This window comes from Microcystis panniformis FACHB-1757 (assembly GCF_001264245.1).
GTDB classification, from domain to species: Bacteria; Cyanobacteriota; Cyanobacteriia; order Cyanobacteriales; family Microcystaceae; genus Microcystis; species Microcystis panniformis.
This window is the reverse complement of record NZ_CP011339.1, coordinates 4,904,188-4,927,249: the sequence shown is the minus strand read 5'-3', so window position 1 is coordinate 4,927,249 and position 23,062 is coordinate 4,904,188. Positions and strand designations below refer to the sequence as shown.

Annotated in this window: 26 protein-coding genes and 2 pseudogenes; 16 read left to right on the top strand and 12 right to left on the bottom strand. The window is 43.2% G+C overall.

All coding sequences use genetic code 11. The annotated features are described in order from the left end of the window. The first annotated feature begins 62 nt into the window (after positions 1 to 62). Positions 63 to 1,382 (top strand): four-carbon acid sugar kinase family protein, encoded by a 1,320-nt coding sequence (locus VL20_RS23095; RefSeq protein ID WP_052277946.1) that lies wholly within the window; start codon positions 63 to 65, stop codon positions 1,380 to 1,382. Here VL20_RS23095 and VL20_RS33230 read toward each other — a convergent pair. Together VL20_RS33230 and VL20_RS33225 are read right to left on the bottom strand one after the other, a co-directional pair. Next, positions 1,350 to 1,580, bottom strand: a complete 231-nt coding sequence (locus VL20_RS33230; protein WP_249264802.1) for a hypothetical protein — start codon at positions 1,578 to 1,580, stop codon at positions 1,350 to 1,352. The genes VL20_RS23095 and VL20_RS33230 overlap by 33 nt on opposite strands. After that, positions 1,581 to 1,709: a hypothetical protein gene (locus VL20_RS33225; RefSeq protein WP_004161683.1), complete on the bottom strand. Its 129-nt coding sequence runs from the start codon at positions 1,707 to 1,709 to the stop codon at positions 1,581 to 1,583. A gap of 304 nt (positions 1,710 to 2,013) precedes the next feature. On the opposite strand from VL20_RS33225, the gene VL20_RS23090 reads away from it, so the two are divergent. Continuing rightward, positions 2,014 to 2,328: a hypothetical protein gene (locus VL20_RS23090; protein WP_052277945.1), complete on the top strand. Its 315-nt coding sequence runs from the start codon at positions 2,014 to 2,016 to the stop codon at positions 2,326 to 2,328. A gap of 78 nt (positions 2,329 to 2,406) precedes the next feature. Here VL20_RS23090 and VL20_RS23085 read toward each other — a convergent pair whose 3' ends face one another. The 5 genes from VL20_RS23085 to VL20_RS23065 all read right to left on the bottom strand — a co-directional run bounded on the left by VL20_RS23085 (position 2,407) and on the right by VL20_RS23065 (position 4,233). Then, a complete protein-coding gene (locus VL20_RS23085; protein ID WP_052277944.1) occupies positions 2,407 to 2,634 on the bottom strand; it encodes a type II toxin-antitoxin system YhaV family toxin in 228 nt (75 codons plus the stop codon). Between the two features lie 86 nt (positions 2,635 to 2,720). Next, positions 2,721 to 3,035 (bottom strand): HigA family addiction module antitoxin, encoded by a 315-nt coding sequence (locus VL20_RS23080; RefSeq protein WP_002733868.1) that lies wholly within the window; start codon positions 3,033 to 3,035, stop codon positions 2,721 to 2,723. 16 nt (positions 3,036 to 3,051) lie between these two features. Continuing rightward, positions 3,052 to 3,333 (bottom strand): type II toxin-antitoxin system RelE/ParE family toxin, encoded by a 282-nt coding sequence (locus VL20_RS23075; RefSeq protein ID WP_052277943.1) that lies wholly within the window; start codon positions 3,331 to 3,333, stop codon positions 3,052 to 3,054. Positions 3,334 to 3,479: 146 nt separating this feature from the next. After that, positions 3,480 to 3,923: a type II toxin-antitoxin system YhaV family toxin gene (locus tag VL20_RS23070; protein WP_052277942.1), complete on the bottom strand. Its 444-nt coding sequence runs from the start codon at positions 3,921 to 3,923 to the stop codon at positions 3,480 to 3,482. Further along, positions 3,913 to 4,233, bottom strand: coding sequence for a hypothetical protein (locus VL20_RS23065; RefSeq protein WP_002793380.1), 321 nt, complete (start codon positions 4,231 to 4,233; stop codon positions 3,913 to 3,915). The genes VL20_RS23070 and VL20_RS23065 overlap by 11 nt, the downstream gene beginning before the upstream one ends. A gap of 893 nt (positions 4,234 to 5,126) precedes the next feature. Between VL20_RS23065 and VL20_RS23060 the strand changes: the two genes are divergently transcribed. From VL20_RS23060 to VL20_RS23015, 10 genes and pseudogenes are all read left to right on the top strand, one after another. Further along, positions 5,127 to 5,519: a hypothetical protein gene (locus VL20_RS23060; protein ID WP_052277941.1), complete on the top strand. Its 393-nt coding sequence runs from the start codon at positions 5,127 to 5,129 to the stop codon at positions 5,517 to 5,519. 12 nt (positions 5,520 to 5,531) lie between these two features. Further along, positions 5,532 to 6,359, top strand: coding sequence for a septum site-determining protein MinC (gene minC, locus VL20_RS23055; protein ID WP_052277940.1), 828 nt, complete (start codon positions 5,532 to 5,534; stop codon positions 6,357 to 6,359). Positions 6,360 to 6,588: 229 nt separating this feature from the next. Next, complete coding sequence (minD, locus tag VL20_RS23050) at positions 6,589 to 7,389, top strand: septum site-determining protein MinD (protein WP_002764793.1); 801 nt, start codon at positions 6,589 to 6,591, stop codon at positions 7,387 to 7,389. Between the two features lie 29 nt (positions 7,390 to 7,418). Then, positions 7,419 to 7,706 (top strand): cell division topological specificity factor MinE, encoded by a 288-nt coding sequence (gene minE / locus VL20_RS23045; RefSeq protein ID WP_002764792.1) that lies wholly within the window; start codon positions 7,419 to 7,421, stop codon positions 7,704 to 7,706. Continuing rightward, entirely contained in the window at positions 7,703 to 7,891 is a 189-nt protein-coding gene (locus VL20_RS23040; protein ID WP_004161691.1) for a hypothetical protein, read from the top strand. Before minE ends, VL20_RS23040 begins: the two co-directional genes overlap by 4 nt. A gap of 413 nt (positions 7,892 to 8,304) precedes the next feature. Next, positions 8,305 to 11,361: a phosphoenolpyruvate carboxylase gene (gene ppc, locus VL20_RS23035; protein ID WP_004161692.1), complete on the top strand. Its 3,057-nt coding sequence runs from the start codon at positions 8,305 to 8,307 to the stop codon at positions 11,359 to 11,361. A gap of 444 nt (positions 11,362 to 11,805) precedes the next feature. Beyond that, a pseudogene (gene glyA / locus VL20_RS23030) lies at positions 11,806 to 13,088 on the top strand (serine hydroxymethyltransferase). 78 nt (positions 13,089 to 13,166) lie between these two features. Then, positions 13,167 to 14,231: a glycosyltransferase family 4 protein gene (locus VL20_RS23025; RefSeq protein WP_081417804.1), complete on the top strand. Its 1,065-nt coding sequence runs from the start codon at positions 13,167 to 13,169 to the stop codon at positions 14,229 to 14,231. A 67-nt stretch (positions 14,232 to 14,298) separates the two neighbouring features. Next, on the top strand, positions 14,299 to 14,595 hold the full coding sequence (locus VL20_RS23020) for a DUF4164 family protein (protein ID WP_004161694.1): 297 nt from the start codon (positions 14,299 to 14,301) through the stop codon (positions 14,593 to 14,595). Between the two features lie 83 nt (positions 14,596 to 14,678). Then, complete coding sequence (locus tag VL20_RS23015; RefSeq protein ID WP_002764782.1) at positions 14,679 to 14,963, top strand: hypothetical protein; 285 nt, start codon at positions 14,679 to 14,681, stop codon at positions 14,961 to 14,963. A 143-nt stretch (positions 14,964 to 15,106) separates the two neighbouring features. Here the strand turns inward: VL20_RS23015 and VL20_RS23010 are convergent, their stop codons facing one another. Then, entirely contained in the window at positions 15,107 to 16,663 is a 1,557-nt protein-coding gene (locus VL20_RS23010; RefSeq protein ID WP_052277939.1) for an ATP-binding protein, read from the bottom strand. 70 nt (positions 16,664 to 16,733) lie between these two features. Further along, on the bottom strand, positions 16,734 to 17,018 hold the full coding sequence (locus VL20_RS23005; RefSeq protein WP_052277938.1) for a hypothetical protein: 285 nt from the start codon (positions 17,016 to 17,018) through the stop codon (positions 16,734 to 16,736). 69 nt (positions 17,019 to 17,087) lie between these two features. On the opposite strand from VL20_RS23005, the gene VL20_RS23000 reads away from it, so the two are divergent. Both VL20_RS23000 and VL20_RS22995 read left to right on the top strand, forming a co-directional pair. Further along, positions 17,088 to 17,312, top strand: a complete 225-nt coding sequence (locus VL20_RS23000; protein WP_052277937.1) for an AbrB/MazE/SpoVT family DNA-binding domain-containing protein — start codon at positions 17,088 to 17,090, stop codon at positions 17,310 to 17,312. Next, positions 17,309 to 17,701 (top strand): type II toxin-antitoxin system death-on-curing family toxin, encoded by a 393-nt coding sequence (locus tag VL20_RS22995; protein ID WP_004161699.1) that lies wholly within the window; start codon positions 17,309 to 17,311, stop codon positions 17,699 to 17,701. Before VL20_RS23000 ends, VL20_RS22995 begins: the two co-directional genes overlap by 4 nt. Here the strand turns inward: VL20_RS22995 and VL20_RS33220 are convergent. Next, positions 17,698 to 17,820 carry a hypothetical protein gene (locus VL20_RS33220; RefSeq protein WP_256380717.1) on the bottom strand — a complete coding sequence of 41 codons (123 nt, stop codon included), beginning with the start codon at positions 17,818 to 17,820 and terminating at the stop codon, positions 17,698 to 17,700. The two genes, VL20_RS22995 and VL20_RS33220, sit on opposite strands and share 4 nt — an antisense overlap. Positions 17,821 to 17,995: 175 nt before the next feature. Between VL20_RS33220 and VL20_RS22990 the strand changes: the two genes are divergently transcribed. Continuing rightward, positions 17,996 to 18,586 carry a Uma2 family endonuclease gene (locus VL20_RS22990; RefSeq protein WP_052277936.1) on the top strand — a complete coding sequence of 197 codons (591 nt, stop codon included), beginning with the start codon at positions 17,996 to 17,998 and terminating at the stop codon, positions 18,584 to 18,586. Positions 18,587 to 18,744: 158 nt separating this feature from the next. On the opposite strand, the gene VL20_RS22985 is transcribed toward VL20_RS22990, so the two are convergent. Continuing rightward, entirely contained in the window at positions 18,745 to 19,314 is a 570-nt protein-coding gene (locus tag VL20_RS22985) for an IS607 family transposase (RefSeq protein WP_052277935.1), read from the bottom strand. A 236-nt stretch (positions 19,315 to 19,550) separates the two neighbouring features. Here VL20_RS22985 and VL20_RS22980 point away from each other — a divergent pair. Then, positions 19,551 to 22,177 (top strand): annotated as a pseudogene (locus VL20_RS22980) (chloride channel protein). A gap of 8 nt (positions 22,178 to 22,185) precedes the next feature. On the opposite strand, the gene VL20_RS22975 reads toward VL20_RS22980, so the two are convergent. Further along, positions 22,186 to 22,566 (bottom strand): DUF1830 domain-containing protein, encoded by a 381-nt coding sequence (locus VL20_RS22975; RefSeq protein ID WP_002761692.1) that lies wholly within the window; start codon positions 22,564 to 22,566, stop codon positions 22,186 to 22,188. Between the last annotated feature and the right edge of the window lie 496 nt (positions 22,567 to 23,062).

Genomic DNA, 23,062 nt, shown 5'->3' with positions numbered 1-23,062 from the left:
CCGATAAACTATTAACCAGATTCTCTTGATTCCTTCGTCCCTCCCATCCTGATAAAAAATATATGAGCAATAATAGACCTAAAATTATAGTCTTAGATGATGACCCCACAGGTTCCCAAACAGTCCATAGTTGTCTGTTATTGATGCGGTGGGATGAAGATACTCTCCGCTTGGGATTGGCAGATAATGCGCCAATTTTCTTTGTTTTGACCAATACTCGCGCTTTAACCCCCGAAAAAGCCGAGTATGTCACCAGAGAAGTCTGTCATAACCTGAAAACTGCCTTAACTAAAGAGGGAATCGAGGATTTTTTGGTGGTTAGTCGTTCCGATTCTACCCTGCGCGGGCATTATCCGATCGAAACTGATGTTATTGCCGAAGAATTGGGCGGTTTTGATGCTCATTTCCTGATTCCAGCCTTTTTTGAGGGGGGTAGAATCACTCGCGATAGTATTCACTATTTAATCATCGATGGCGTTCCCACTCCCGTCCACGAGACAGAATTTGCTCGCGATTCGGTTTTTGCCTACCATTACAGTTATCTGCCGGATTATGTGGAGGAGAAAACGAAAGGTAAAATTAAAGCAGATGATGTGGAAAGATTTTTACTGGCAGATATCCGTCAAGGTAGTTTAGAACGACTGCAAAAGCTCGAAAATAATCAATGTGGGGTGGTAGATGGGGAAACTCAAGCGGATCTTGATCGCTTTGCTGAAGATATTTTAACCGCCGCAGGGGAGGGAAAAAAATTTTTATTCCGTAGTGCCGCCAGTATTTTAACTTCTTTGGCTAATTTAGGAACTCAACCGATCGCACCCGAATCTATGGGTAAGTATAAGCCCACGGGGGAGGCTGGGGCAATTATCGTCGGTTCCCACGTCAAAAAAACTACCCAACAATTAGAGGAACTGCTTCAACAACCCAACACCGTCGGAGTCGAAATCGATGTGACGGCATTGCGCGATCGTCCTGAGCAACGAGAGCAACTCCTAGCACAAGTTCTGGAAAAAGTCAAGCTTATTCACAAAAATAAACAAACCCCCGTGATCTATACCAGTCGGCAAGAGTTAACCTTTGCCTCTGTGCAGAAACGCCTTGATTTTGGGGTTGTCGTCTCCACCCTGTTAATGGACATTGTTAAGGGTTTACCCAGTGACATCAGTTTTTTAATCAGTAAAGGTGGAATTACCTCCAATGATGTCTTAAGTACGGGTTTAAGCCTGCAATCGGCCCGTTTACTCGGTCAGATTCTCCCCGGTGTCTCCATGGTCCGTACAGCAGCCGATCATCCCCTCTTTCCTAATTTACCTGTGGTTCTTTTCCCGGGTAACGTTGGTGATGTCCAAGCTTTAGCCACAGTTTATCAACGTTTGTGTCAATAGGAGGCAATCAGTGATCAGTGAGCAGATGTGAGTTTTCAGGTTCTTCGTTACTTGGTATGGTTCGATAGGGGGGCATAAATCGACTAAATCCTTATCTGGCAAGAGATTTAATTGATTAGTTCGCTCTAGAGCAAAAACAATTGATAAAAATCGCCAAATGTCTTTCTCTATAAGGGTTCCATCTCTTATAACCTCCATTCATTGCATAACACAAACCGAAGAGCCAAATCTCGAATGTAATTTTTCCGTCTTCAAGCTGAGGTGCTTGAGACGCATGACTTCTCGGACTTGTTCTAACAGTCGAGGGGATTGTGCTTCTTCTGTCATCAGCAAATGCGGTAAAATCCACTTGAAGGGAATACTAGACCACCCTCTGCGGTAATTATGCCCAAATTGAGGTGATTAAACCGCACGGTGCGGTATTAGGTATGATTAAGGGGGTGTTAGACCGATGGAGGTGGGATAGTAAGACAGAGGAGGGTGCTAAACCGCAGTAAGCGGTATAATTAATAGTTGGGCTGCTTCAGTTATTGGTTGCAGAAGTAATTGGTAGGCTATCTGTTGGTGTCCACAGTTAACTTAACTGTAGTTATCGACTCCACGATTCTTCAAGCATTTATGAGAAAAAAATATGAGAAAAAAAATTGCAATTTACAGTTTTTTGCTTGGCATTTCAATTGTAGCTGGGGCAATTTTCGGAAACCTCTATTTTAGTCGTCTTACTATAGTTCCGTCGTCGGCTCCGCATCTGCCTCCGACTAAGTCTGCGACCTCCCTGGGCGTTGTGGAAGAGATAGTGAGTAATCTTGAATGGGGAAACATTGCGTTTGATACACCCAAGAAAATGAAGTTTGAAGAACCTAAAACTATCCTGGTGCAGCGGATTGACTCAAGCCGCCTAGGTGAGATGCTAAAGATCTCGGCAACTGCTGAACGTGGACGTTAGACCTCAATCTTTCTCTGGAGGCGCAGTTGAAAGTGTATCTGTGGGTTACGATCGCTTTTTCAACCACCTTATCACTAGCTAATCTTCTTGGCTATCAAGGATTAAAGCGTCAAGAGAACTGGGAAAATCACCTCGCTGAACCATTTTTGTGAAGGCTTTATAACAATCATTTTTATCCCCTTGTTTGCGAGGATAGCCTAGCCATAAAACAAAAATAGCTTTATACTCCTTGGTTTGTATAGTGCGATCGCGGCTCTTGTAGGGTGCGTTAACGAAGTGTAACGCACCTAATCTATGGTTATTCAATAATTGATGTAATGGTGGATTACGCTGCGCTAATCCACCCTACGGGGGGTTAAAATTATTATTCTTCCCCTATTTTTTCGGTTATGCTACAGTGCTTGTGAAGCAGCATAGACTTTTACTTCCTTCTCTAAACGTTCTCTGAGCCTATCTTTTTCTACTTCAATATCATACCTTGTTTGAAGATTCATCCAGAACCTTTCAGACATACCAAAATAACGAGAAAGCCTTAAGGCAATATCGGCAGTAATTCCTCGCTTTTCCTCGATAATTTCCTTGATTTGCTCTATTGGTACATTAAGATCTTCTGCCAAACGTTCTTGGCTAATTTCCATCGGTTTGAGAAATTCTTCTAACAGAATCTCACCAGGATGAATGGGGGCTAATAATTTTTTCTCAGTCATGATTATTGAGTAACAATTAATGATAATCGACTATTTCTACATTGTAGGCGTTGCCATTTTTCCAAATAAAACAGATCCGCCACTGATCGTTAATTCGGATACTATGCTGATTTTTTCTATCTCCTGAGAGTTTTTCCAACCGATTAGATGGAGGAATGTATAAATCCTGTAAAGTTTCGGCCGCGTCTAAAACTTCTAGCTTTCTCCGAGCATTTCGTTGAATATCTTGAGGTAATTTTCGTGAAAATTTACGTTTGAATAACTGCTCTGTCTCCTTAGATGCAAAACTCTTAATCATCAATAATTAGGAAAATGCACTACTATCATATCATCTTAGTGCGATCGTCGATCTCATGCTAATGTTAGATCGCAATCTTTCTGTGGAGGCGCAGTTGAAAGTGTATCTGTGGGTTACGATCGCTTTTTCAACCACCTTATCACTAGCTAATCTTCTTGGCTATCAAGGATTAAAGCGTCAAGAGAACTGGGAAAATCACCTCGCTGAACCATTTTTGTGAAAACTTTGTAACAATCATTTTTATCCCCTTGTTTGCGAGGATAGCCTAGCCATAAAACAAAAATTGCTTTATACTCCTCGGTTTGTATAGCCCGAAAGAATAAGCGATAACGGTCAGGTAGTCCCATCTTTTTGACTCTTCCGTAATGCTTGAGCGCCCCAGTCAGAGCAAAATGGGAAGCAAAAGGGTCGAGAGGGATTTTTTCTTTAATGGCGACCATAATCGCCCTGTAGAGTTTGACTGTAGAATGAGTACGGTATGCTTCTGTTGGCAAGGTGTTTTTTAGTTTACGAACCTCAACTTGTAAATCGCGGCGTTGTTGCCCAAAAAGTCTTTTAATGAAGTAGATTCGCCAACCGTTAACTATCAAGTTCTACTCCTGTCATCAACTCTTCATCGACCGCCGCCATTGCTTCCGTATAAGCTTCTAACTCAGCATCAGGATTTAATAGGGCTTGCTTGGTCAGAAAATCTAAGAATAAACTCATCATTAGTTCATCTTCCTCCTGTTCTACAGATTGAGGCTGTAAGCGGACTAATAAGGTATCAGGACTGATAACTTCAACAGCACCTTTAGCTTCTTTGAATTGGGGATTATCCTTAAAAAAACTGGCACTCAGACGGAAACCTGAAGCATTGCCTATTCTAGCCCAGGTTAGATTGTATTGTTTATTACTCATGATTTTAGGCAAGGTTTACTACATATCATGTTATTACATAATTTAATAACATACAAGGTTGCCCAGTTTCTCAACCGCGTTTTAGCTGAACTTCCCCCATACATATATACTATAGGGGAGCGCGCCGAGAAAGCCATCGAGTAAAACTAGCGGATTTCGATTTAAGTACCTAAGCAAAATTAATTAGGGTTTGCTGAAAAAGCTTTTCCTGGGGGCAGGGTGTGGGGTGTGGGGTGTGGGGTGTGGGGTTTTACCGATTTTGAGGTAGTCAATTACCTAATTTTCAGGGAAAAAGTACCTGAATTTTCCCCCCGATCCCCGCAACGGCTGGCACTTTTTGAGTAAAAACAAGTCTAAAAGTCTTATCCAACAAGGTTTTTAGATTTATTCAGCAGACCCTAATTACACATATCTAACCCCCTCTTGCCTTTTGCCTCTTGCATGAGTGCCTATCTTTACTAGGAAATTAATTTTGCACGACTACTTACCAATAAACCCCTTGTCGGCTAGGATATTGTTGCTTTGAATGAACTGCAATACGGATTCTGCTGCGGGAGCGTTCGGGGAATAAACCAAAAGGTCAACATTTCACTATCACTGAAACTAGGCTCAGGTCCAGGTAGCATGGGAGTCAAGCGATATCCCTGTTCTTGATACCAGTCATCCACCAGGACATAAATAATAGTCAAGAGGGTGGGAGCATCTATCCTATTCATGGGAGGCCTCATGCTTTGGAGTGATTACCTTTATCGTGATGCCTCCCTTTGATTTTACAAACCTCTCTATCTCGCATCAGCCGCAATTCCTAATTCATAATTCCTAATTCCCACTGCTGCTGGCTGCTCAAGGTTCATAATTAAAGAAACATCTATACTGATAGCCAGTTAATTTTTATGAAAACTGTTGCCGATACGGACTTGCAAAGGCTAGAAGACTTAATTATCAACGGACAAAAAGCGATCGAGACTCGTTTCACGGCGATCGAGACTCGTTTCACGGCGATGGAAACTCGTTTCACGGCGATCGAGAATAGTATCGTCGAAATTAAAGCTGATATTGGCGAAATTAAAGCTGATATTAAGGAAATCAAGCAAGATGTTAAATCCCTAGAGATAGGACAGGCAAAATTAACCGAAAGAGTCGAAGGGATGGATAATCGCCTCAAAATAGTCGAGGGCAGTCAAAAAAATCAAATTTGGGCATTAATAACCATTTTAGGCGGTTCACTGATTACCGCTTCCGTCGGTTTGCTGATCGCTATTTTGCGCTTTGTCTTTTTTAAGTAAAAAATTATCTTTATGGATGAAACTAAAACCGGAATAAATCAAGAAATCGACCTAGAAACCGAAAAAATTGAGCCATCAGCCTCGGTAAGGTCAAGATACGCCCAAATTCACCTAAAAAGTGAGGGTGAGAAATTGGTGCTAATTTTACCCGAAACCGGCGCCGGGGAGACAAGTCAGGATTGGACAGATATCTTGACAGGATTGAAATATTATCTCCGTAATAGCGGTCAAAACTGCCCCGCTAGAACACCTGTACACCTACAGGTCAATGATCGCCTGATGGATACGCGGCAACTACAAGCGATCGCCACAATTTTAGACAGTGCCGAATTACCCCTGCACACGATCCAAACCCAAAGAAGACAAACCGCAGTAGCGGCGGCAACCATGGGTTACAATGTCGAACAAATGCGCTCCAATCCGGGGGTTTTCGGGGATGAGCAACCTTCCCAATCTCCCCTTGCCGAACCTTTGTACTTAAAAACCACCCTGCGATCGGGTGTAGAAATCCGTCACCCCGGTACAGTTATAATCATGGGCGATGTCAACCCCGGCGGATCGATCGTCGCTGATGGCGATATATTAGTTTGGGGAGGTTTACGCGGTGTAGCTCATGCGGGATTCCGAGGCGATCGAGCAGCGGTAATTATGGCCCTGCGAATCGACTTAACTCAACTGAGGATCGCCGAATTAGTGGCAAGGTCTCCAGCTTTAGATAGCGATCGCATAGAACCAGAAATCGCCTGTATCAGCGAAGGAGGAATCCGCATCATTGGGGCTTATAATTTTTCCAGAACCTACACCTTTAAAGATCAAGTGGGGTGGGTCGAAAAAAGGTGATCAGTGACCAGTAAACAGTGATCAGTGACCAGTGATCAGTAAACAGTGATCAGTAAACAGTGATTCAGTGACTGGTAAAAATAGCGATTAACTGCGTTGAAACGAAAAACTCTATAAAACTGATAACTGATAACTGATAACTGATAACTGATAACTGATAACTGATAACTGATAACTGATAACTGATAACTGATAACTGATAACTGATAACTGATAACTGATATAAATTATGGCTCGTGTAATTGTGGTGACATCGGGAAAGGGAGGAGTCGGTAAAACGACGGTAACGGCGAACTTAGGTTCAGCTTTATCTCAATTGGGCTGTCGAGTCGCCCTTGTCGATGCCGATTTCGGACTAAGAAATCTCGATTTATTGTTAGGATTAGAACAGCGTATCGTTTATACTGCCCTCGATGTGGTGGCGGGAGATTGTAGCCTTGATAAAGCTTTAGTTAAGGATAAAAGACAGGAAAATCTGGTTCTATTACCGGCGGCACAAAACCGCACCAAAGAGGCAATTACTGCCGATCAAATGAAGGATTTAGTCGCCCAATTGTCAAAAAGTTACGACTATGTATTGATTGATTGCCCAGCGGGAATTGAAATGGGTTTTCGCAATGCGATCGCCGCCGCCCAGGAAGCGATCATAGTTACTACCCCAGAAATGTCGGCGGTGAGAGATGCCGATCGCGTGGTGGGATTACTAGAAAGCGAGGATATTAAGAGTATCCGTCTGATTGTCAACCGGCTGCGGCCAGAAATGATCCAACTTAACCAGATGATCAGCGTCGAGGACATTCTCGACTTATTGGTAATTCCCCTGTTGGGGATTATTCCCGACGATCAAAGAATTATTATTTCCACTAATAAAGGGGAACCATTAGTATTAGAGGAGAAGACCTCTCTCCCCTCCATGGCCTTTAGAAATATTGCCCAGCGTTTACAGGGTCGCGATGTGCCGTTTCTAGATTTAATGGCCGGTCAAGAAGGTTTTCTTACTCGTCTGCGTCGTCGCTTGTTTGGGCCTTAAACTCTCTCATCTCAACCCCTTAACCTACTATGAATGACCTGATCGATAAACTTCTAGCATGGCGCGGTTCGGGCAAAAGTGGCGACCAAGCTAAAAAACGCTTAAAACTTATTCTGGCCCATGATCGCGCCGATCTTAGTCCCGAAATTCTCAATATGATGCGTCAAGAAATCTTAGAAGTGGTCAGTCGTTATCTTGATATCGACACCGAGGAAACCGAGTTGCTCCTAGAAAGTGACCAACGAACTACAGCCCTGATTGCTAATTTTCCGATTCGTCGCATCAAACGCCGTCCTTTAACCGAGAAATTGCCATGAAAACTCAACCGATCGAGCTTTGGCTTAGTCTAGCGGTCAGTCCCTTTCTTTTATCCTATCTGGCCCTGGGTTCCCTCAATCATTGGTTAATTGAATTGGGCCGGGAAAGTGAGGAATTATTTCGCGGCGATCGCTTGCCCCTTCTCAATATTCCCGATCAGTTACCGGTCAACAGTGACCAATAATCCAAGAAAAAAATCCTTTTGCCCCCTGAAAAGAGGCAATAATAGTGAAATTTTTGTTAAAAATCGGAAAAAATGTGATTCTTTGGCATATAATCTCATTTTTGACCAACCCTAAAGAACTAAGCTAAGACGCATCTTAACCGCCTATCCTTAGATTAGCTGAATTTCCCCCAATCCCTTTACTATTGCCTCTTGCCTCTTGCCTCTTGCCTCGTCTCAACAAGCAATTTAAATGCGCGGGCAGCTTAATCCCGATCTATCAGTGATCAGTGATCAGTTATTGGTTTGATAGAGTTTTTCATTTCAAGGCAGTTAATCCCTATTTTCACTGATTACTGTTTACTGATTACTGATTACTGTTTACTGTTTACTGTTTACTGTTTACTGATTACTGATTACTGATTACTGAAATTATGAGCGTCCTTGTCCCCTCAACCGAAACCGAACAGGATATTTTCAGCACTTCCAACCTGTTTCTGCAGCAAAGACTGAAATTAATCGAAGATTTATGGAAAGAAGTCTTAGTCTCCGAATGTGGTCAAGAATTAGTCGATTTACTGGAATTACTGCGCCATCTCTGTTCTGAGGAAGGACAAGTGACCGATGATAGTCCGGAAGCAATGATCGCCAAAATGATCGAAGACTTGGAACTAGGGGAAGCGATCAAAGTTACCCGCGCTTTTGCCCTCTATTTCCAGTTAATAAATATAATCGAACAACACTACGAACAAAGGGATCAGCAACTACTGCGACGGACGGTGATCGGGGAAGAAAACGAAAGTCCCAAGACAGACCCACCGCAAAAAAGCCTTTTAGCCACCATTGTCGGGGCTGATTGGCTAGAAAAAACCCTGAACGAGTCCGATCACTCCGGCCCAAAATCGGGACTATTTCACTGGTTATTTCCCTATCTCAAACAGGTGAACGTCCCCCCCCAGGAAATCCAGCGTCTTCTCGATCAATTAGATATTCGTCTGGTTTTCACAGCCCACCCCACGGAAATTGTCCGTCATACCATTCGCATTAAACAGCGCCGCATCTCGGGCATTCTCGAAAAACTCGACCAAGCAGAAGAAATCTTTCGCAGTATGGGGTTAACTAACTCCAGAGAAGCACAAACAGTCACCAAACAGTTAAAAGAAGAAATTCGTTTTTGGTGGCGAACAGATGAACTACATCAATTTAAACCCACCGTCGTCGATGAGGTGGATTATGCCCTGCACTACTTCGATGAAGTTCTCTTCGATTCCCTACCCCAGTTAACCCTGCGTCTGCAGCAAAGCCTACAATCCTCCTTTCCCCGTTTACAAGCGCCGAAAAATAACTTCTGTCGCTTCGGTTCTTGGGTGGGGGGGGATCGGGATGGCAATCCCTCCGTTACCCCCGAAGTCACCTGGAAAACCTGCTGTTATCAGCGCAATCTCGTTATTAAAAAATATCTCGATGCTATTCGCGACCTGACCAGTATTTTAAGTGCCTCCCTGCACTGGTGTCACGTCTTGCCGGAGTTGCTGGACTCCCTGGACAGAGATAAGCAGCAAATGCCCGAAATCTATAGCCAGTTAGCAATCCGCTACCGTCAGGAACCCTATCGCCTCAAATTGGCCTTTATTCAAAAACGTCTGGAAAATACACGCGATCGCAATAATCGCCTCAATGATCCGGAAGAACGACAGTTATTAACTAAACTCAACGAAACCAACATCTATCGCTCTGGTTCCGAGTTTTTAGCCGAATTACAGCTATTACAGCGCAGTCTCTTGCAAACCGGTCTTTCCTGTCAAGAACTCGATCGACTGATCGCCCAAGTGGAGATTTTTGGCTTTGTCCTGACTCAGTTAGATTTTCGGCAAGAATCCACCCGTCACGCCGAATGTATCGAAGAAATCGCCGCCTATCTCGGAGTTTTACCCAAACCCTACGGCCAATTAACCGAATCAGAAAAAATCGCCTGGTTAGTGGCGGAATTAAAAACCCGTCGCCCCTTAATTCCCCGGGAAATGCCCTTCTCGGAAAGAACCTGCGAAACCATTGAAACCCTGCGAGTTTTAAGAAGTCTGCAAGGGGAATTCGGTCTGGAAATCTGCCAAACCTACATTATCAGCATGACCAACGAGGCCAGCGATGTGCTAGAAGTGCTGTTATTAGCCCAAGAAGCCGGTTTATACGACCCTGCCACTAGCCGCAGTTCCCTCCGCATTGTTCCCCTCTTTGAAACCGTCGATGACCTCAAACACGCCCCCGGCATCATGCAGACTTTGTTTGAATTGCCCCTCTACCGGGCAGCCCTAGCCGGCGGTTACGACCATTTAGGGGCTTTAAACGGGGAGGAAGTGACCCCGGAACCGGCCATCCTCGAACCGGGTAATTTACAGGAGATTATGGTGGGTTACTCCGATAGTAATAAGGATTCCGGCTTTTTAAGCAGTAATTGGGAAATTCATAAGGCCCAGAAGGCTTTACAAAAAACCGCTAAACAATACGGCTTGGATCTACGTCTTTTTCATGGCCGGGGCGGTTCCGTCGGTCGGGGTGGTGGACCTGCCTACGCCGCTATCCTCGCCCAACCCCGGGGAACGATTAACGGTCGCATTAAAATCACCGAACAAGGCGAGGTTTTAGCCTCGAAATACTCTTTACCAGAATTGGCCTTGTATAACCTCGAAACGGCCGTAACGGCAGTCATACAGGCAAGTTTACTGGGCAGTGGTTTTGATGATCTCGAACCCTGGAATCGCATCATGGAGGAGTTGGCCACCCGTTCACGGCAAACCTATCGCAGTTTGATTTATGAAGAACCGGACTTTTTAGACTTCTTTCTGTCCGTAACTCCCATTCCTGAAATTAGTCTTTTACAGATTAGTTCCCGACCGGCGCGCCGGAAAAGTGGTCAACAGGATTTAAGTACCCTGCGGGCAATTCCCTGGGTATTTAGTTGGACTCAAACCCGTTTTCTTTTACCAGCTTGGTATGGTTTAGGGACAGCTTTGCAGATGTTTCTCGATGATTCTCCTAACCGAAATTTAGAATTGTTGCGCCATTTTTATCACAAGTGGCCCTTCTTCCAGATGGTGATTTCTAAAGCAGAAATGACTCTATCGAAGGTGGATCTACAGATTGCCTATCACTACGTCAGTGAACTTTCTAAACAGGAAGATCGAGAACGTTTTCAACGTCTGTTTGAAAGGATCAAAGAGGAATATAATCGCACTAGCGAGATTGTTCTCCAGATCACCGGCGAGAAAAATTTATTAGATAATGATCCGAATTTACAGCGCTCGGTGCAGTTACGCAACGGTTCGATCGTTCCCCTCGGTTTCCTACAGGTGTCTCTCCTCAAGCGTTTACGTCAATACAATAGTCAAGCTCAATCCGGTGTGATTCATTTCCGCTATTCTAAAGAGGAGTTATTAAGGGGCGCTTTAATGACGATTAATGGTATTGCCGCAGGGATGAGAAATACCGGTTGATTACAGATAATTAATGGTAGTTTTCGGGTGGTTATCTTGAAGGTAATCCACCCTATTTTTAAAATTTGTCAACTTTTTGTAGAACTTCTACGAATACTAAATACGTTGAGTAACGCACAGAAAACGGGTTTCTCGGAGAAACCCGTTTTCTACTCATGCACTCATGCAAAAAGGGGAATAAATAATCAGTCTTTAATAACCAGATTTAGTATTACTTCCGATTTTATCACTTAATCCAAGCTTTTGGGGGGTTCTATTGGCTAATATTACTATCACTTATTGACTAAAAATGAAGATTTTACTGCTAACAGTTGACAATTGATGAGCGACCCCGAAGAGAGGCAATTAAGCTCACTGGTGTGTCGGAAGATTAGAGATTGTGCCAAAATGGAGAAAGTGACCCAAGGATTACAGGTAAATTGTTAAAAAAAGGATCGAGTAACCGTGACTGATACGAACTTAGATATACTATCCCTGACGGATCCAGCGATCGCAGGGATTTTGCAAAAAGAACTACAACGTCAAAGAGATCACCTAGAATTAATCGCTAGTGAAAACTTTACCTCGGCTGCCGTCATGGCCGCCCAGGGTTCGGTTTTAACCAACAAATACGCCGAAGGACTGCCAAAAAAACGCTACTATGGCGGTTGCGAATACATTGACGAAGCGGAACAATTAGCGATCGATCGGGTTAAACGACTATTTGGGGCAAACCACGCTAACGTACAACCCCACTCCGGCGCCCAAGCTAATTTCGCCGTTTTCCTGACCCTCTTGCAGCCCGGCGATACGATTATGGGCATGGATCTCTCCCACGGTGGTCATCTTACCCACGGTTCCCCCGTTAACGTTTCCGGAAAATGGTTCCGAGTCGTACAGTACGGAGTAAGTCCCGAAACCGAACTCCTCGACTACGATCTCATCCTTGACATCGCCCGCAAAGAAAAACCCAAACTAATTATCTGCGGTTATTCTGCCTACTCGCGCCGGATTGATTTCGAGAAATTCCGCGCCATCGCTGACGAAGTGGGGGCCTACTTGATGGCAGATATCGCCCATATTGCCGGTTTAGTGGCCACTGGTCATCATCCTAACCCCCTACCCCACTGTCATGTGGTCACTACCACCACTCACAAAACCCTGCGCGGTCCTAGGGGGGGTTAATTATGACCAAAGACGAGGAATTAGGCAAAAAATTCGATAAATCCGTCTTCCCCGGTACCCAAGGCGGACCCCTAGAACACGTGATTGCGGCGAAAGCTGTGGCTTTTGGGGAAGCATTGAAACCGGAGTTTAAAATCTATTCGGGCCAAGTAATCGCTAATGCCCAAGCTTTGGCCGGTCAGTTGAAGGCTAGAGGGATTAAAATTGTCACCGATGGTACGGATAATCACTTGATGTTACTCGATTTAAGATCCGTGGGCATGACCGGGAAAGAAGCCGATCGCTTGGTGAGTACCATTAATATTACCGCTAATAAAAACACTGTTCCCTTCGATCCCGAGTCTCCCTTTGTCACCAGTGGTCTGCGCTTGGGTTCCCCGGCTATGACCACCAGAGGACTAGGAGAAACGGAATTTATCGAGATTGGCAACATTATCGCCGATATTCTCCTTAATCCAGGTGATGAAGCCCTGGGAACTGCTTGCCGTCAACGGGTAGGGAAACTCTGTGAAAGCTTCCCCCTCTATCCCCATCTCCATATTTCCGTCCCCGCCTTGGCCTAAAAAGAGAGATAATAAAAGTTCATAATTGGCGATTGCCTGTCAGTGGCCAATTGTGAATTAAATCGCCCCCCAATTCCCATGTCCGGAGATTTATACTATCTAATTGCTTTTCTGATCGCCCATACCGTTGTACTTTGGAGTACCCCCCTCGTCAGAACCGTCGGACTGAAAAGCGGTTACGTCGATAAACCCAACGAAAGAAAGGTCCATGAAAGGCCTATGGTTCGACTGGGGGGAGTTTCGATTTTTGTCGGCGCTTTAACTGCCCTCCTGATCGTTTGGTGGTTGGGAGGGTTTGCTGGTTTAAACAGCGATCGAGAATGGGAAGTGTGGGGCGTAACCCTAGGCGGTTTGGGCTTTTTTCTCATCGGTCTAGCGGATGATCTTTTTAATCTTTCGCCCCTCAATCGTCTGGTAATGCAGTTTAGCGTCGCTTTTCTAGCTTGGCAAGCTGGGGTGAGGATCGATTTCCTCTCTATTCCCTTCGGCGATTTATTACAAATTCATTGGCTAAGTTTACCGATTACTCTCCTCTGGTTAGTGGGGATGGCTAACGCGATTAATTGGATTGACGGTTTAGATGGATTAGCGGCGGGAGTTTCGGGTATATCTGCCGTGGTGATTTTGGTTGTAACTTTGGTGATGGGACAACCGGCCGCCGCTATTATCGCCGCCGCTTTAGCGGGTGGGGCCTTGGGTTTTCTGCGTTACAATTTTAACCCCGCCCAAATTTTTATGGGGGATGGTGGGGCCTATTTTATGGGTTTTACCCTGGCGGGTGTGGCGGTGATTGGATTGGCTAAAACTACTGCTGTGACTACCGTTGCCGTTACCGCCGTCTTACTACCCTATCTCATCCTCGCGGTTCCTCTCCTCGATATGTCCACGGTGATTATTTCCCGTCTCAAACGCGGAAAATCCCCTTTTGTGGCTGATAAACGTCATTTACACCACCGTTTACTAGAAGCGGGTATCTCTCACCGTCTGACAGTATTATTTATCTACGCCCTAACTCTCTGGGTGGGCAGTTTAGCCCTCGGTTTCTCCAATGTTCCCAGTGGTTGGGGTTTTGCCTTTGGTGCGACTCTCCTCCTCGGTTACGTCGGTTGGCAAGTCTGGCGCAATCGTGGCAGTGAACCGTAAGCCATCTTAAACTAGAAAAAAGATTAATAATTAAGATAGCGGCAGGATAAATCTGGGAGTTTAGCAAATGTCTAACGAAACTGTAACTTATTCCCTAGAAGCAGTCCTGACAAGGATTGAGGGAAAAATCGACTCTTTACAAAGAGATGTTAATGAGCGTCTCACTAAGCTAGAGATAGGACAATCAGAAATAAGAGGGGATATTAAAGCCCTAGATTCTAAAGTTATGGAAATAGAAAAGCGTATTGACGACCTGAATGCACGGGTGAATATTACCACTAACGGGTTTCTTGGCATTGTCGGAATTTTGGTGACAGGAATACTAGGCATTCTGGGAAAAATCGTCTTTTTCCCTAATCCCTAAAAGTTATCCTTAGTCGTACCTATGGGCAATTTTGATGCCTTGTCGATTAGAGAAAAAATCAGCAAAAGTAGGAGTTTAGTAAAATGTCTAACGAAACCGTAACTTATTCCCTAGAAGCAGTCCTGACAAGGATTGAGGGAAAAATCGACTCTTTACAAAGAGATGTTAATAAGCTAGAGATAGGACAATCAGAAATAAGAGGAGATATTAAAGCCCTAGATTCTAAAGTTATGGAAATAGAAAAGCGTATTGATGACCTGAATGCACGGGTGAATATTACCACTAATGGGTTTCTTGGCATTGTCGGAATTTTGGTGACAGGAATACTAGGCATTCTGGGAAAAATCGTCTTTTTCCCTAATCCCTAAAAGTTATCCCTAATGGTAATTCGTACAGATTTGTTTACTCTACAATTTTCAAGGATACAGAGAAAAATGATCTGCAAAAATCCCTCTTTCCGTTCTCCTCTCTGCGACTGTAGTGCCTCTGCGTCAAACAAAAAATATAAAACTCAAGCCCTAATTACAGTAATTCTATATTGATTTTCTGTCACCACAACTTCAGTGGATAATCTTTCTTCCATTGGTAAAGCATTTTTCCTCCTATCAAAGATAAATAACCAACCAAAATCTAAACCCAAACGTCCTAAATAAGATTCTAATTGTTCAATTCCATCAGCTTGCGGATCGCGTTTTTTATCCCGCCATACTTTTAATTCAATCCCTAAAATTACATCTTTATACTGCAAACATAAATCCATTCTATCGCTACCAATTGCATATTCCCTTTCTAAAACTCCCCCACCATTAACCACACGATGTAAAAAAGCCATTAATACTATATGCGGAGCAATTTCATGGTAAGCAGCACTACTTAATAATGGTTCTCCATGTTGTCGCCAAAACCTGAGAAATGCTGTTAATAAAGCATCTATATTTAATTCACCTTTTGCTGTCAACCAACTAGGACTAATTAAAGGTAAACTGTCCTGAGTTCCTTGGACTAAAACGCGGGGAATAACTTCACGATATATGGGGTTAGAAATAACTAATCCCCCCATCGGATCACGTCGTAATAATCCTAAATCTATTAAATATTGGCGATCATCTGCTAGGGTATCGGGTAAGGTTTGCCCTGCTAAAATTGGTTCAATAATGTTTTTAACTCGTTTTTCTCTGAGTTTTTCCGCTAAACTATCTAAATGAGTATCCTGACGATTAATTAATATTTCTTTGGCTGTTAAAATATGTTTTTTAGTAATAGTAATACTTCTATCTTTTACCATTTTTTCTACAATTTCTTTAGCTAAAGCATTGACTAGCCAAGGTTGTCCTTGGGTTAAATTAAACGCTGTTTCTATTGCTTCTGTTGTAAAAAGTTGTCCAGTTGCTGCTGTATGTTGTTGATATAATTCTCCCACTTCTGCCAGATTAAAATTTCGCATAGTAAGAGAAGCAACTTTTATATTAAAAGGACTAGATGTATTTAATCTATCACTACCTCCCGATGCTACTTTATAATCTCGCACATCTCGTAAACCAATTAATCCTACTGATGAGGGAAAATTTTCTGGACGGTTAGGAAAACCATCTCTTAACTGTCGTAAAACTGATATTAATGTTTGGTCTTGTAAAGAGTCAATTTCATCTATAAATAATACTATGGGACGATTGATAGCTTTTGCCCAACCTCTTAAAAAAGCCTTTATTCTGCTTCCTGGTTCTTCCTGTTGCCATTGTTTAACAGGTGGTTGGAAATCTTCAGGTAAACTATCTTGAATTGTATTATACCAAGTTCCTAAAATTGCCAATTCTGCGGCACTAGGATCATGATTAAATGCACTTCCTACTTCTACAGATACCATGACTGCGGCATAATTTCCAGTATCAGTAAGTTGTTTTGCTAGGGATAACATAGCGGTGGTTTTCCCGGTTTGTCGTGGTGCATGAAGGACAAAATAACTTTCTTGTTCAATTAGCTCCTCTAAATCTGGTAATCGTACTGTGGGAGATAACATATAGTGGATATCGTCTTTACAGGGACCGGCAATATTAAACCAGCGAGTCATAGAATTTTGGTAATAGGTGAACTCTTTAAGTTTACACTATCTATAATTATGTTGGTATCAAGCAAGATTTTCACAGGTTATGTTTCTCCTTTAAATATTCCCATTTAGCTTGATCTGGATCAAAGTCTGCTGGAATGGCAGGGGCATTTTCAAATAAACCCTGAAATGCTTTGATCCTAGATTTTCTTTTTGGTGTTTCTGGTGCTGGTTCAGTGGTTGGGGTTGTGGTATGCTCAAGGGTGTCTGTGGCTGCCCAAACTACAATTTCCACGTTTCTGGGGGGTAAATTCAGGGGTTCGGTAATCAGCAACTTACCAGATTGATCAATTTTTCCTTTGAGTTTGTATGCTTGCATGATGTTTTTTATGATAATCTGTTTTTATATTATTATCTCAAATTGGCTCAATAGGAGGTTATTAACTAAATGTACACCTTAAAAATTAGTAGAGTTGGAAATTACTTGTCTATAACATTACCTCAAGAAGTCCTAGAAAAACTTAAAGTTCAAGAAGGAGACAGTGTATTTGTCACTGAAACACCAACAGGTATTATTATAACTGCTGGTAATCCTGATTTTGAGAAAGCAATGGAGGCTTACAGAAAAGTCAGCACAAAATACAGAAATGCACTTCATGAGTTAGGGAAATGAATGGAATTTTCTGGTTAGATGAAATAATTGTTAAAGCTATACATGAAGACCAATTAATACAGCATGGTGGTCTTGCAGGTGTGCGAGATAACAATTTGTTTTTAGCTAGTTTAGATAGACCGAAAAATTTATTTGCTTATGGTGAACCTACACCCAGTATATTTGATTTAGCTGCGGCTTATGGTTATGGATTTGCTAAAAATCATGCTTTTATAGATGGTAATAAACGGATAGCTTTCGTAGTAATGGCTATCTTTCTGGAATTAAATGGATATTCGTTGGATGTTCCAGAACCCGAAGTTGTTTTAATAATGGAACGACTAGCAAACGGTCAAGAAAGTCAAGAAACTATATCAGAATGGCTGCAAGAAAATTCTATTAAATATTAAAGGTTATCTGTGGCTGCCCAAACTACAATTTCCACGTTTCTGGGGGGTAAATTCAGGGGTTCGGTAATCAGCAACTTACCAGATTGATCAATTTTTCCTTTGAGTTTGTATGCTTGCATGATGTTTTTTTAGGACTTACGCAAGACGTGGCTGAACGCCTTATTCTTGCGTAGGGGTAATTCATGAGTTACCCCTACTTTCGGTCTTTTTTGCGTAAGTCCTGTTTTTATGATAATCTATTTTTAGATGATATCATATTGATCAAAATTCACTCTCTAAATTTGGGTTTAAATTATGATAACTACACTAATTGAACGGGAAGCAGAACCAATTTTAATTAGTGACCTAACCTGGAGAGAATTTAAAGCTGTTGAACAGCTAATTGAGCGCCCATGGTTAAGGTTATCTTTTTTAGATGGAGTTTTGGAGATTAGAAAAATGCCAAGGAAAAAACACGAAACTATCAAAGAACGTATTGGTGCTTTACTAGAAATTTATTTAGAATTTTTGGGATTAGATTTTACTCCTACTGGTTCTGTCACCTTAGAAAATGAATTTGAAAAGGTTAAAAAAGAAGGTGATGAATCTTATGAATTGGGAGCAAATAGAAAACATCCTGATTTAGTGATTGAGGTGGTTGTTAGTAGTGGAGGGATTGATAAACTGGAAGCATACAAACGGTTACAAATTCCTGAAGTTTGGTTTTGGATGAATGATGATTTATTGTTTTATAGCTTAGGGAATGATGGTTATGATGCTGTTAGTAAATCGCAACTTTTACCAAGTTTAGATATAGGTTTATTGCTGCGTTGTATTAATATAGACAATCATGCTCAAGCACTGCGGGAATTTAGAGCAGGGATCAAAATTATTGAACCAACATAACAATATAAAATGGTGATTTTTTCCGCCTATCTAAAGATTATGTCGGATTAAATAATTGGCTGAGTTGTCAAGATTTTTAGACTGCCAAGATCAATTATCTATCTCAGCCCAAAATGGATGTCCTTTCTTGATAATGTGTCTTTCTGCTACTAACATTATTATTCGTTGTCTTTTAACTCAGCTAGGCTCTTTTCTGTCTTTCTTTTCGACCTTCTTAATCCGTAAATTCGAGAACAAAAAGAGGTGATAATGGCTATTAAATCTGACATAAACTCATCTTGCTTATCCTCACTTTGATTGACAATCTCCACTTTTTTATCTAGTTTTTTTAACAAGATTTCTAGATAATTAGTCCCCAATCTGGCTAGACGGTCTTTGTGTTCAACAATTAAAACATTATAATTGGGGTCAACTAGAATTTTGGCTAATTGTTGGCGATTATCGTTTAATCCACTGCCTACTTCTTTGACAACTTTGTAGATTTTGTCGCCTCTAGCAACAGCATAATCTTTTAATCGGTCAGCTTGTCTATCTAGATTGTCTTTATTTTCGGCGCTGGAAACCCTTGCATAAATGCAAGCTATCAAGTCGGGTTTTGAATGGTTGTCATCCGTTATGATAATTGTACCAGAAGGCAATTGATAACCTGTTAAATTCCCTTGTTTCCACCATCTCCAAGCCGTTCGATAACTTATTGCTGCTTTTTTTGCATAGTCTGATAGTTTCATGTCCACATATTGCCATGTTTGACTATATCTGACAATATTTGTCTTGAAACTTTACAATACCCTCCGCTCAAAGACAGGGACAACCTTTGATCCTAGCCCATCGATCGAAAAACTACTATTAGGGCCACTGGTAGCAACAAGGTGAACGGTGACAGAACTTAACGGCCTATGATTAAAGAAACGAGGAATCAGAACCCTAAATAAATCCTCGCTTGCCTTGATTCTCCCTGATAATTATGGGACTTTTTGCCCGTCACCAAAACCTCCATCAGTGGTTTAAATCCCAACACTTCGGACGTAGCGCGACCGATAGTCGTTATGCTTTACTGGTAGCCTGTTTAATCGGAATTCTCTCCGCCCTTGCCGCTATTATTCTGAAATTGGGCATCGGTTGGTTAGGTGGTTGGCGGGTGCATCTAGTAGCCAATTCCTCTCCTTTCCTAGTTTTGCCCCTCGGCGGTTTTCTGCTTGGTTACAGCGCCGGCTGGATTGTCGAACACTTCTCCCCCGCGGCCGCCGGGGTGGTATTCCCCAAGTAAAAGCGGCCTTAGCTAAATATCCTTTGCCCCTGTCTTGGCGCGTCGCCCTAGTAAAAATGATCGGGGCGATCCTGATCCTTGGCGGTGGTTTAACCCTTGGTCGTCGGGCCCCCACGGTACACATCGGAGCAGCCCTAGCAGCCCAATTAAGCGTCTGGCTGCCCACCAGTCCCGATCACCGTCGTCAGATGATCGCAGCCGGGGCAGCTGCCGGGTTAGCGGCCGGTTTTACTACTCCCATCGCCGGAGTCCTCTTTGTGATCGAGGAATTAATGCGCGATGTTTCCAGTATGACCCTAGAAACGGCGATCGTGGCTTCCTTTACCGGGGCCGTGGTTTCGATGATGCTGCAGAATACCCCCTCGATTATCACTGAATATGCCAATATTAGCTTCTCTGCCCAAGAAATACCCATTTATTGCCTTTTGGGGGCTTTAGCGGGCTTATTGGGGGCTTTATTCAATCAAGGCATCCTTTTTTGTAGTCAGATGCAGCGGCGTTGGCGGTTATCTTTAGCTTGGCGCATCGGTCTGGTCAGTTGCTTATCGGGAACGGTAGTGGCTTTTTTACCCGACTTTTTTCGAGATAATACGGGTTTACGGGAATTTTTGCTGGCAGGGGAATTAAACTGGCAGAATACCGCCCTCGCTTTTGTGGTCTATTTTTTCCTGACGATGATCTCCTATAGTTCTGGCGCACCGGGAGGACTCCTCGCCCCCGCTTTGGTGTTGGGATCCTGTTTGGGGTTTCTGGTGGGGGGAATCGAGACGAAAATGATGGGTTTCGGCAGCGAACCTAGTTATGCTTTAGCCGGTATGGGGGCCTTTTTTACGGGAGTAGTCAGGGTTCCAGTAACGGCGATCGTGATTGTCTTTGAACTGCATCACAATTTTAATGTTGTGCTGCCCCTGATGTTGACCTGTGCCGTTTCTTATATCACTGCCGAAAGCATTCTACCCGGTTCTCTCTATCAGCATTTACTTTCCGCTAGTGGTATTATTCTCAACGAGGAAACCCCTGCTAATGATGTGCTGGCCCATCTGTCGGCTATAGATGTGATGCAATCCCAGGTGGAAATTCTGCCGGCGGATTTACCCCTGGGGGAAGTGGTGAAAATTATGTCCCGTTCCCATCATCGCGGTTTTCCCGTGGTGGAACAGGGGCGACTATTGGGGATTTTTACCCAAAGTGATCTGGATAAATGGCGATCAAAAAACAGTCAAACCGTCCTGCGGGAGATCATGACTCCCAATCCGATTACTGTGGCCCCCCAGGCAGCTTTAAGCGATGTTTTATTTCTCTTAAATCGCTATCAGCTTTCCCGTTTACCCGTTACCGATGGTCAAAAACTGGTGGGGATCATCACCCGCACCGATATTATCCGGGTGGAAGCTGATCAATTGGGAGGGGTTTGTCAACTGCCCCAACCCAGTACTCCTTCCTATGTGGTTTATCAAACTCGTTCCCCGGCCGTGGGAATAGGCCGGATTTTATTACCTATTGCCAATCCCGACACCGCTACCGCTTTGTTTAAAATTGCCGCCGCAATCGCCCGTGAACGCAATTATGAGATAGATTGTCTCTATGTGATTACTGTGCCTCGTCTTAGTTCTCCGGCGGAAGTCCGGGTAGATACGCGGGAAGGACGCAAATTACTTCATCGTTTGGAAAGATTAGCGCGACAGCAGAATATCTCTGTTCATACACAAATTTCCGTTGCTCAGGATATCGCCGAAGGGATTTTGGCCACGATTCGCGAACGACACAGCAATTTATTAATTATGGGTTGGACGGGGGAAAAATCGACTACTGGGGCGATTTTTGGGTTTTTAGTCGATACTTTGATCGCCCAAGCTCCCTGTGAAACCATCTTGGTAAAATTGGGAACAAAGGATTGTTTTCCCAACGATCCTCATCGGGAAAGGATGTGGCTGATTCCCACCGCCGGCGGTCCCAATGCTCAACGAGCTTTAGCATTATTGCCTAGTTTGCTGTCTTTGTCCGAGTCTTCGGATCATCCCAAACTTTGGTTATGTAAAATTTATTCTCCGACGGAGTTACTGCCAGATCTGTCCACTTTGGAAGTTTTACAAGCATCTTTACAAAAAGCGATCGCACAGATGATCGTGCCTTTACCGATTCCTTCGGCCTCTCCGGCCGAGGCAATAATTAATCTGGTAGAATCGGAAGACTGTTCCTTGGTGCTTTTGGGTGCGTCCAGGGAAAGTTTGCTCAATCAGTTCTTAAATGGCAATATCCCCTCGACGATTGCCCGTGCCGTTAATTGCACTGTGATTCTCGTGCGAGGGGAATTATCAGATTAGTTTATTAGCTAGGCGGAAGCTAAACTTAAACCGAAGGGTACGGTATTGTCAATTTTCGCCCCTTGACTTTCCTCTAGGGAATGGGGGTAGAATATTTCCCCCTCTAGTTGACCATCGGAGTCATCGTCATCCCCATCGCTGATATAAAGGCGTTCACAGGGGATATTATCGGAAAGGATGGCACTGGCCATCATCCCCGTATGAATCTCTAAGAAAGCATCGGCTAGGGTCTCAAATACTAAACGCTGCCCCGGGAAAACCACCCTTTCAAAATACCAGTTAGCAATATTGGTGATGCGAACAATTTGAATATGACTGGTCGCATTGACATAACAACAAAGAATACTATTTTTCTTGCCGTTGGGGAGGGGATCGAGAATCTGTGCCATAGCAATTGGGGTGATCTTAAAGTGGGTTTGTCATCGCTCCTTCACCCTAACATCCTTTGATCCCCGATAGTTGTAAAGATGATTACATTACTCCGATAAAAATCTACCGATCGCTTTTTCTGGTGATAGAAGGCGGTTTTTATTAAAAAATCATTAAATTTAACTAATGCCTAGTTTTGGCTATTTGTCAAGGGGGGAACTACGTTTTTTTGCTGTTTTTCTTGATTTTTTGCTGGGCTATTTATCGCTCAATTTTGTTAACGGTTTCAGGATTATAAAAACCGAGGTAATTTTTGTCAAGTTAGATACCGCTTGCTCATGGTCTCCTCCATCTGGTTGACTAAAAAGGGTCGGCCTGTGGTTAGACTGATAGGTTTGACAGTGCTGGGGAGAATAATCCCTCGATTGTTCGGGGTTTCTCCGCAAATTTCCCCGGAGAATCCCCGTCTTTTGCAAGCGGGGAAATGTCAACTCATCAATCTTGGGACTCTATCAA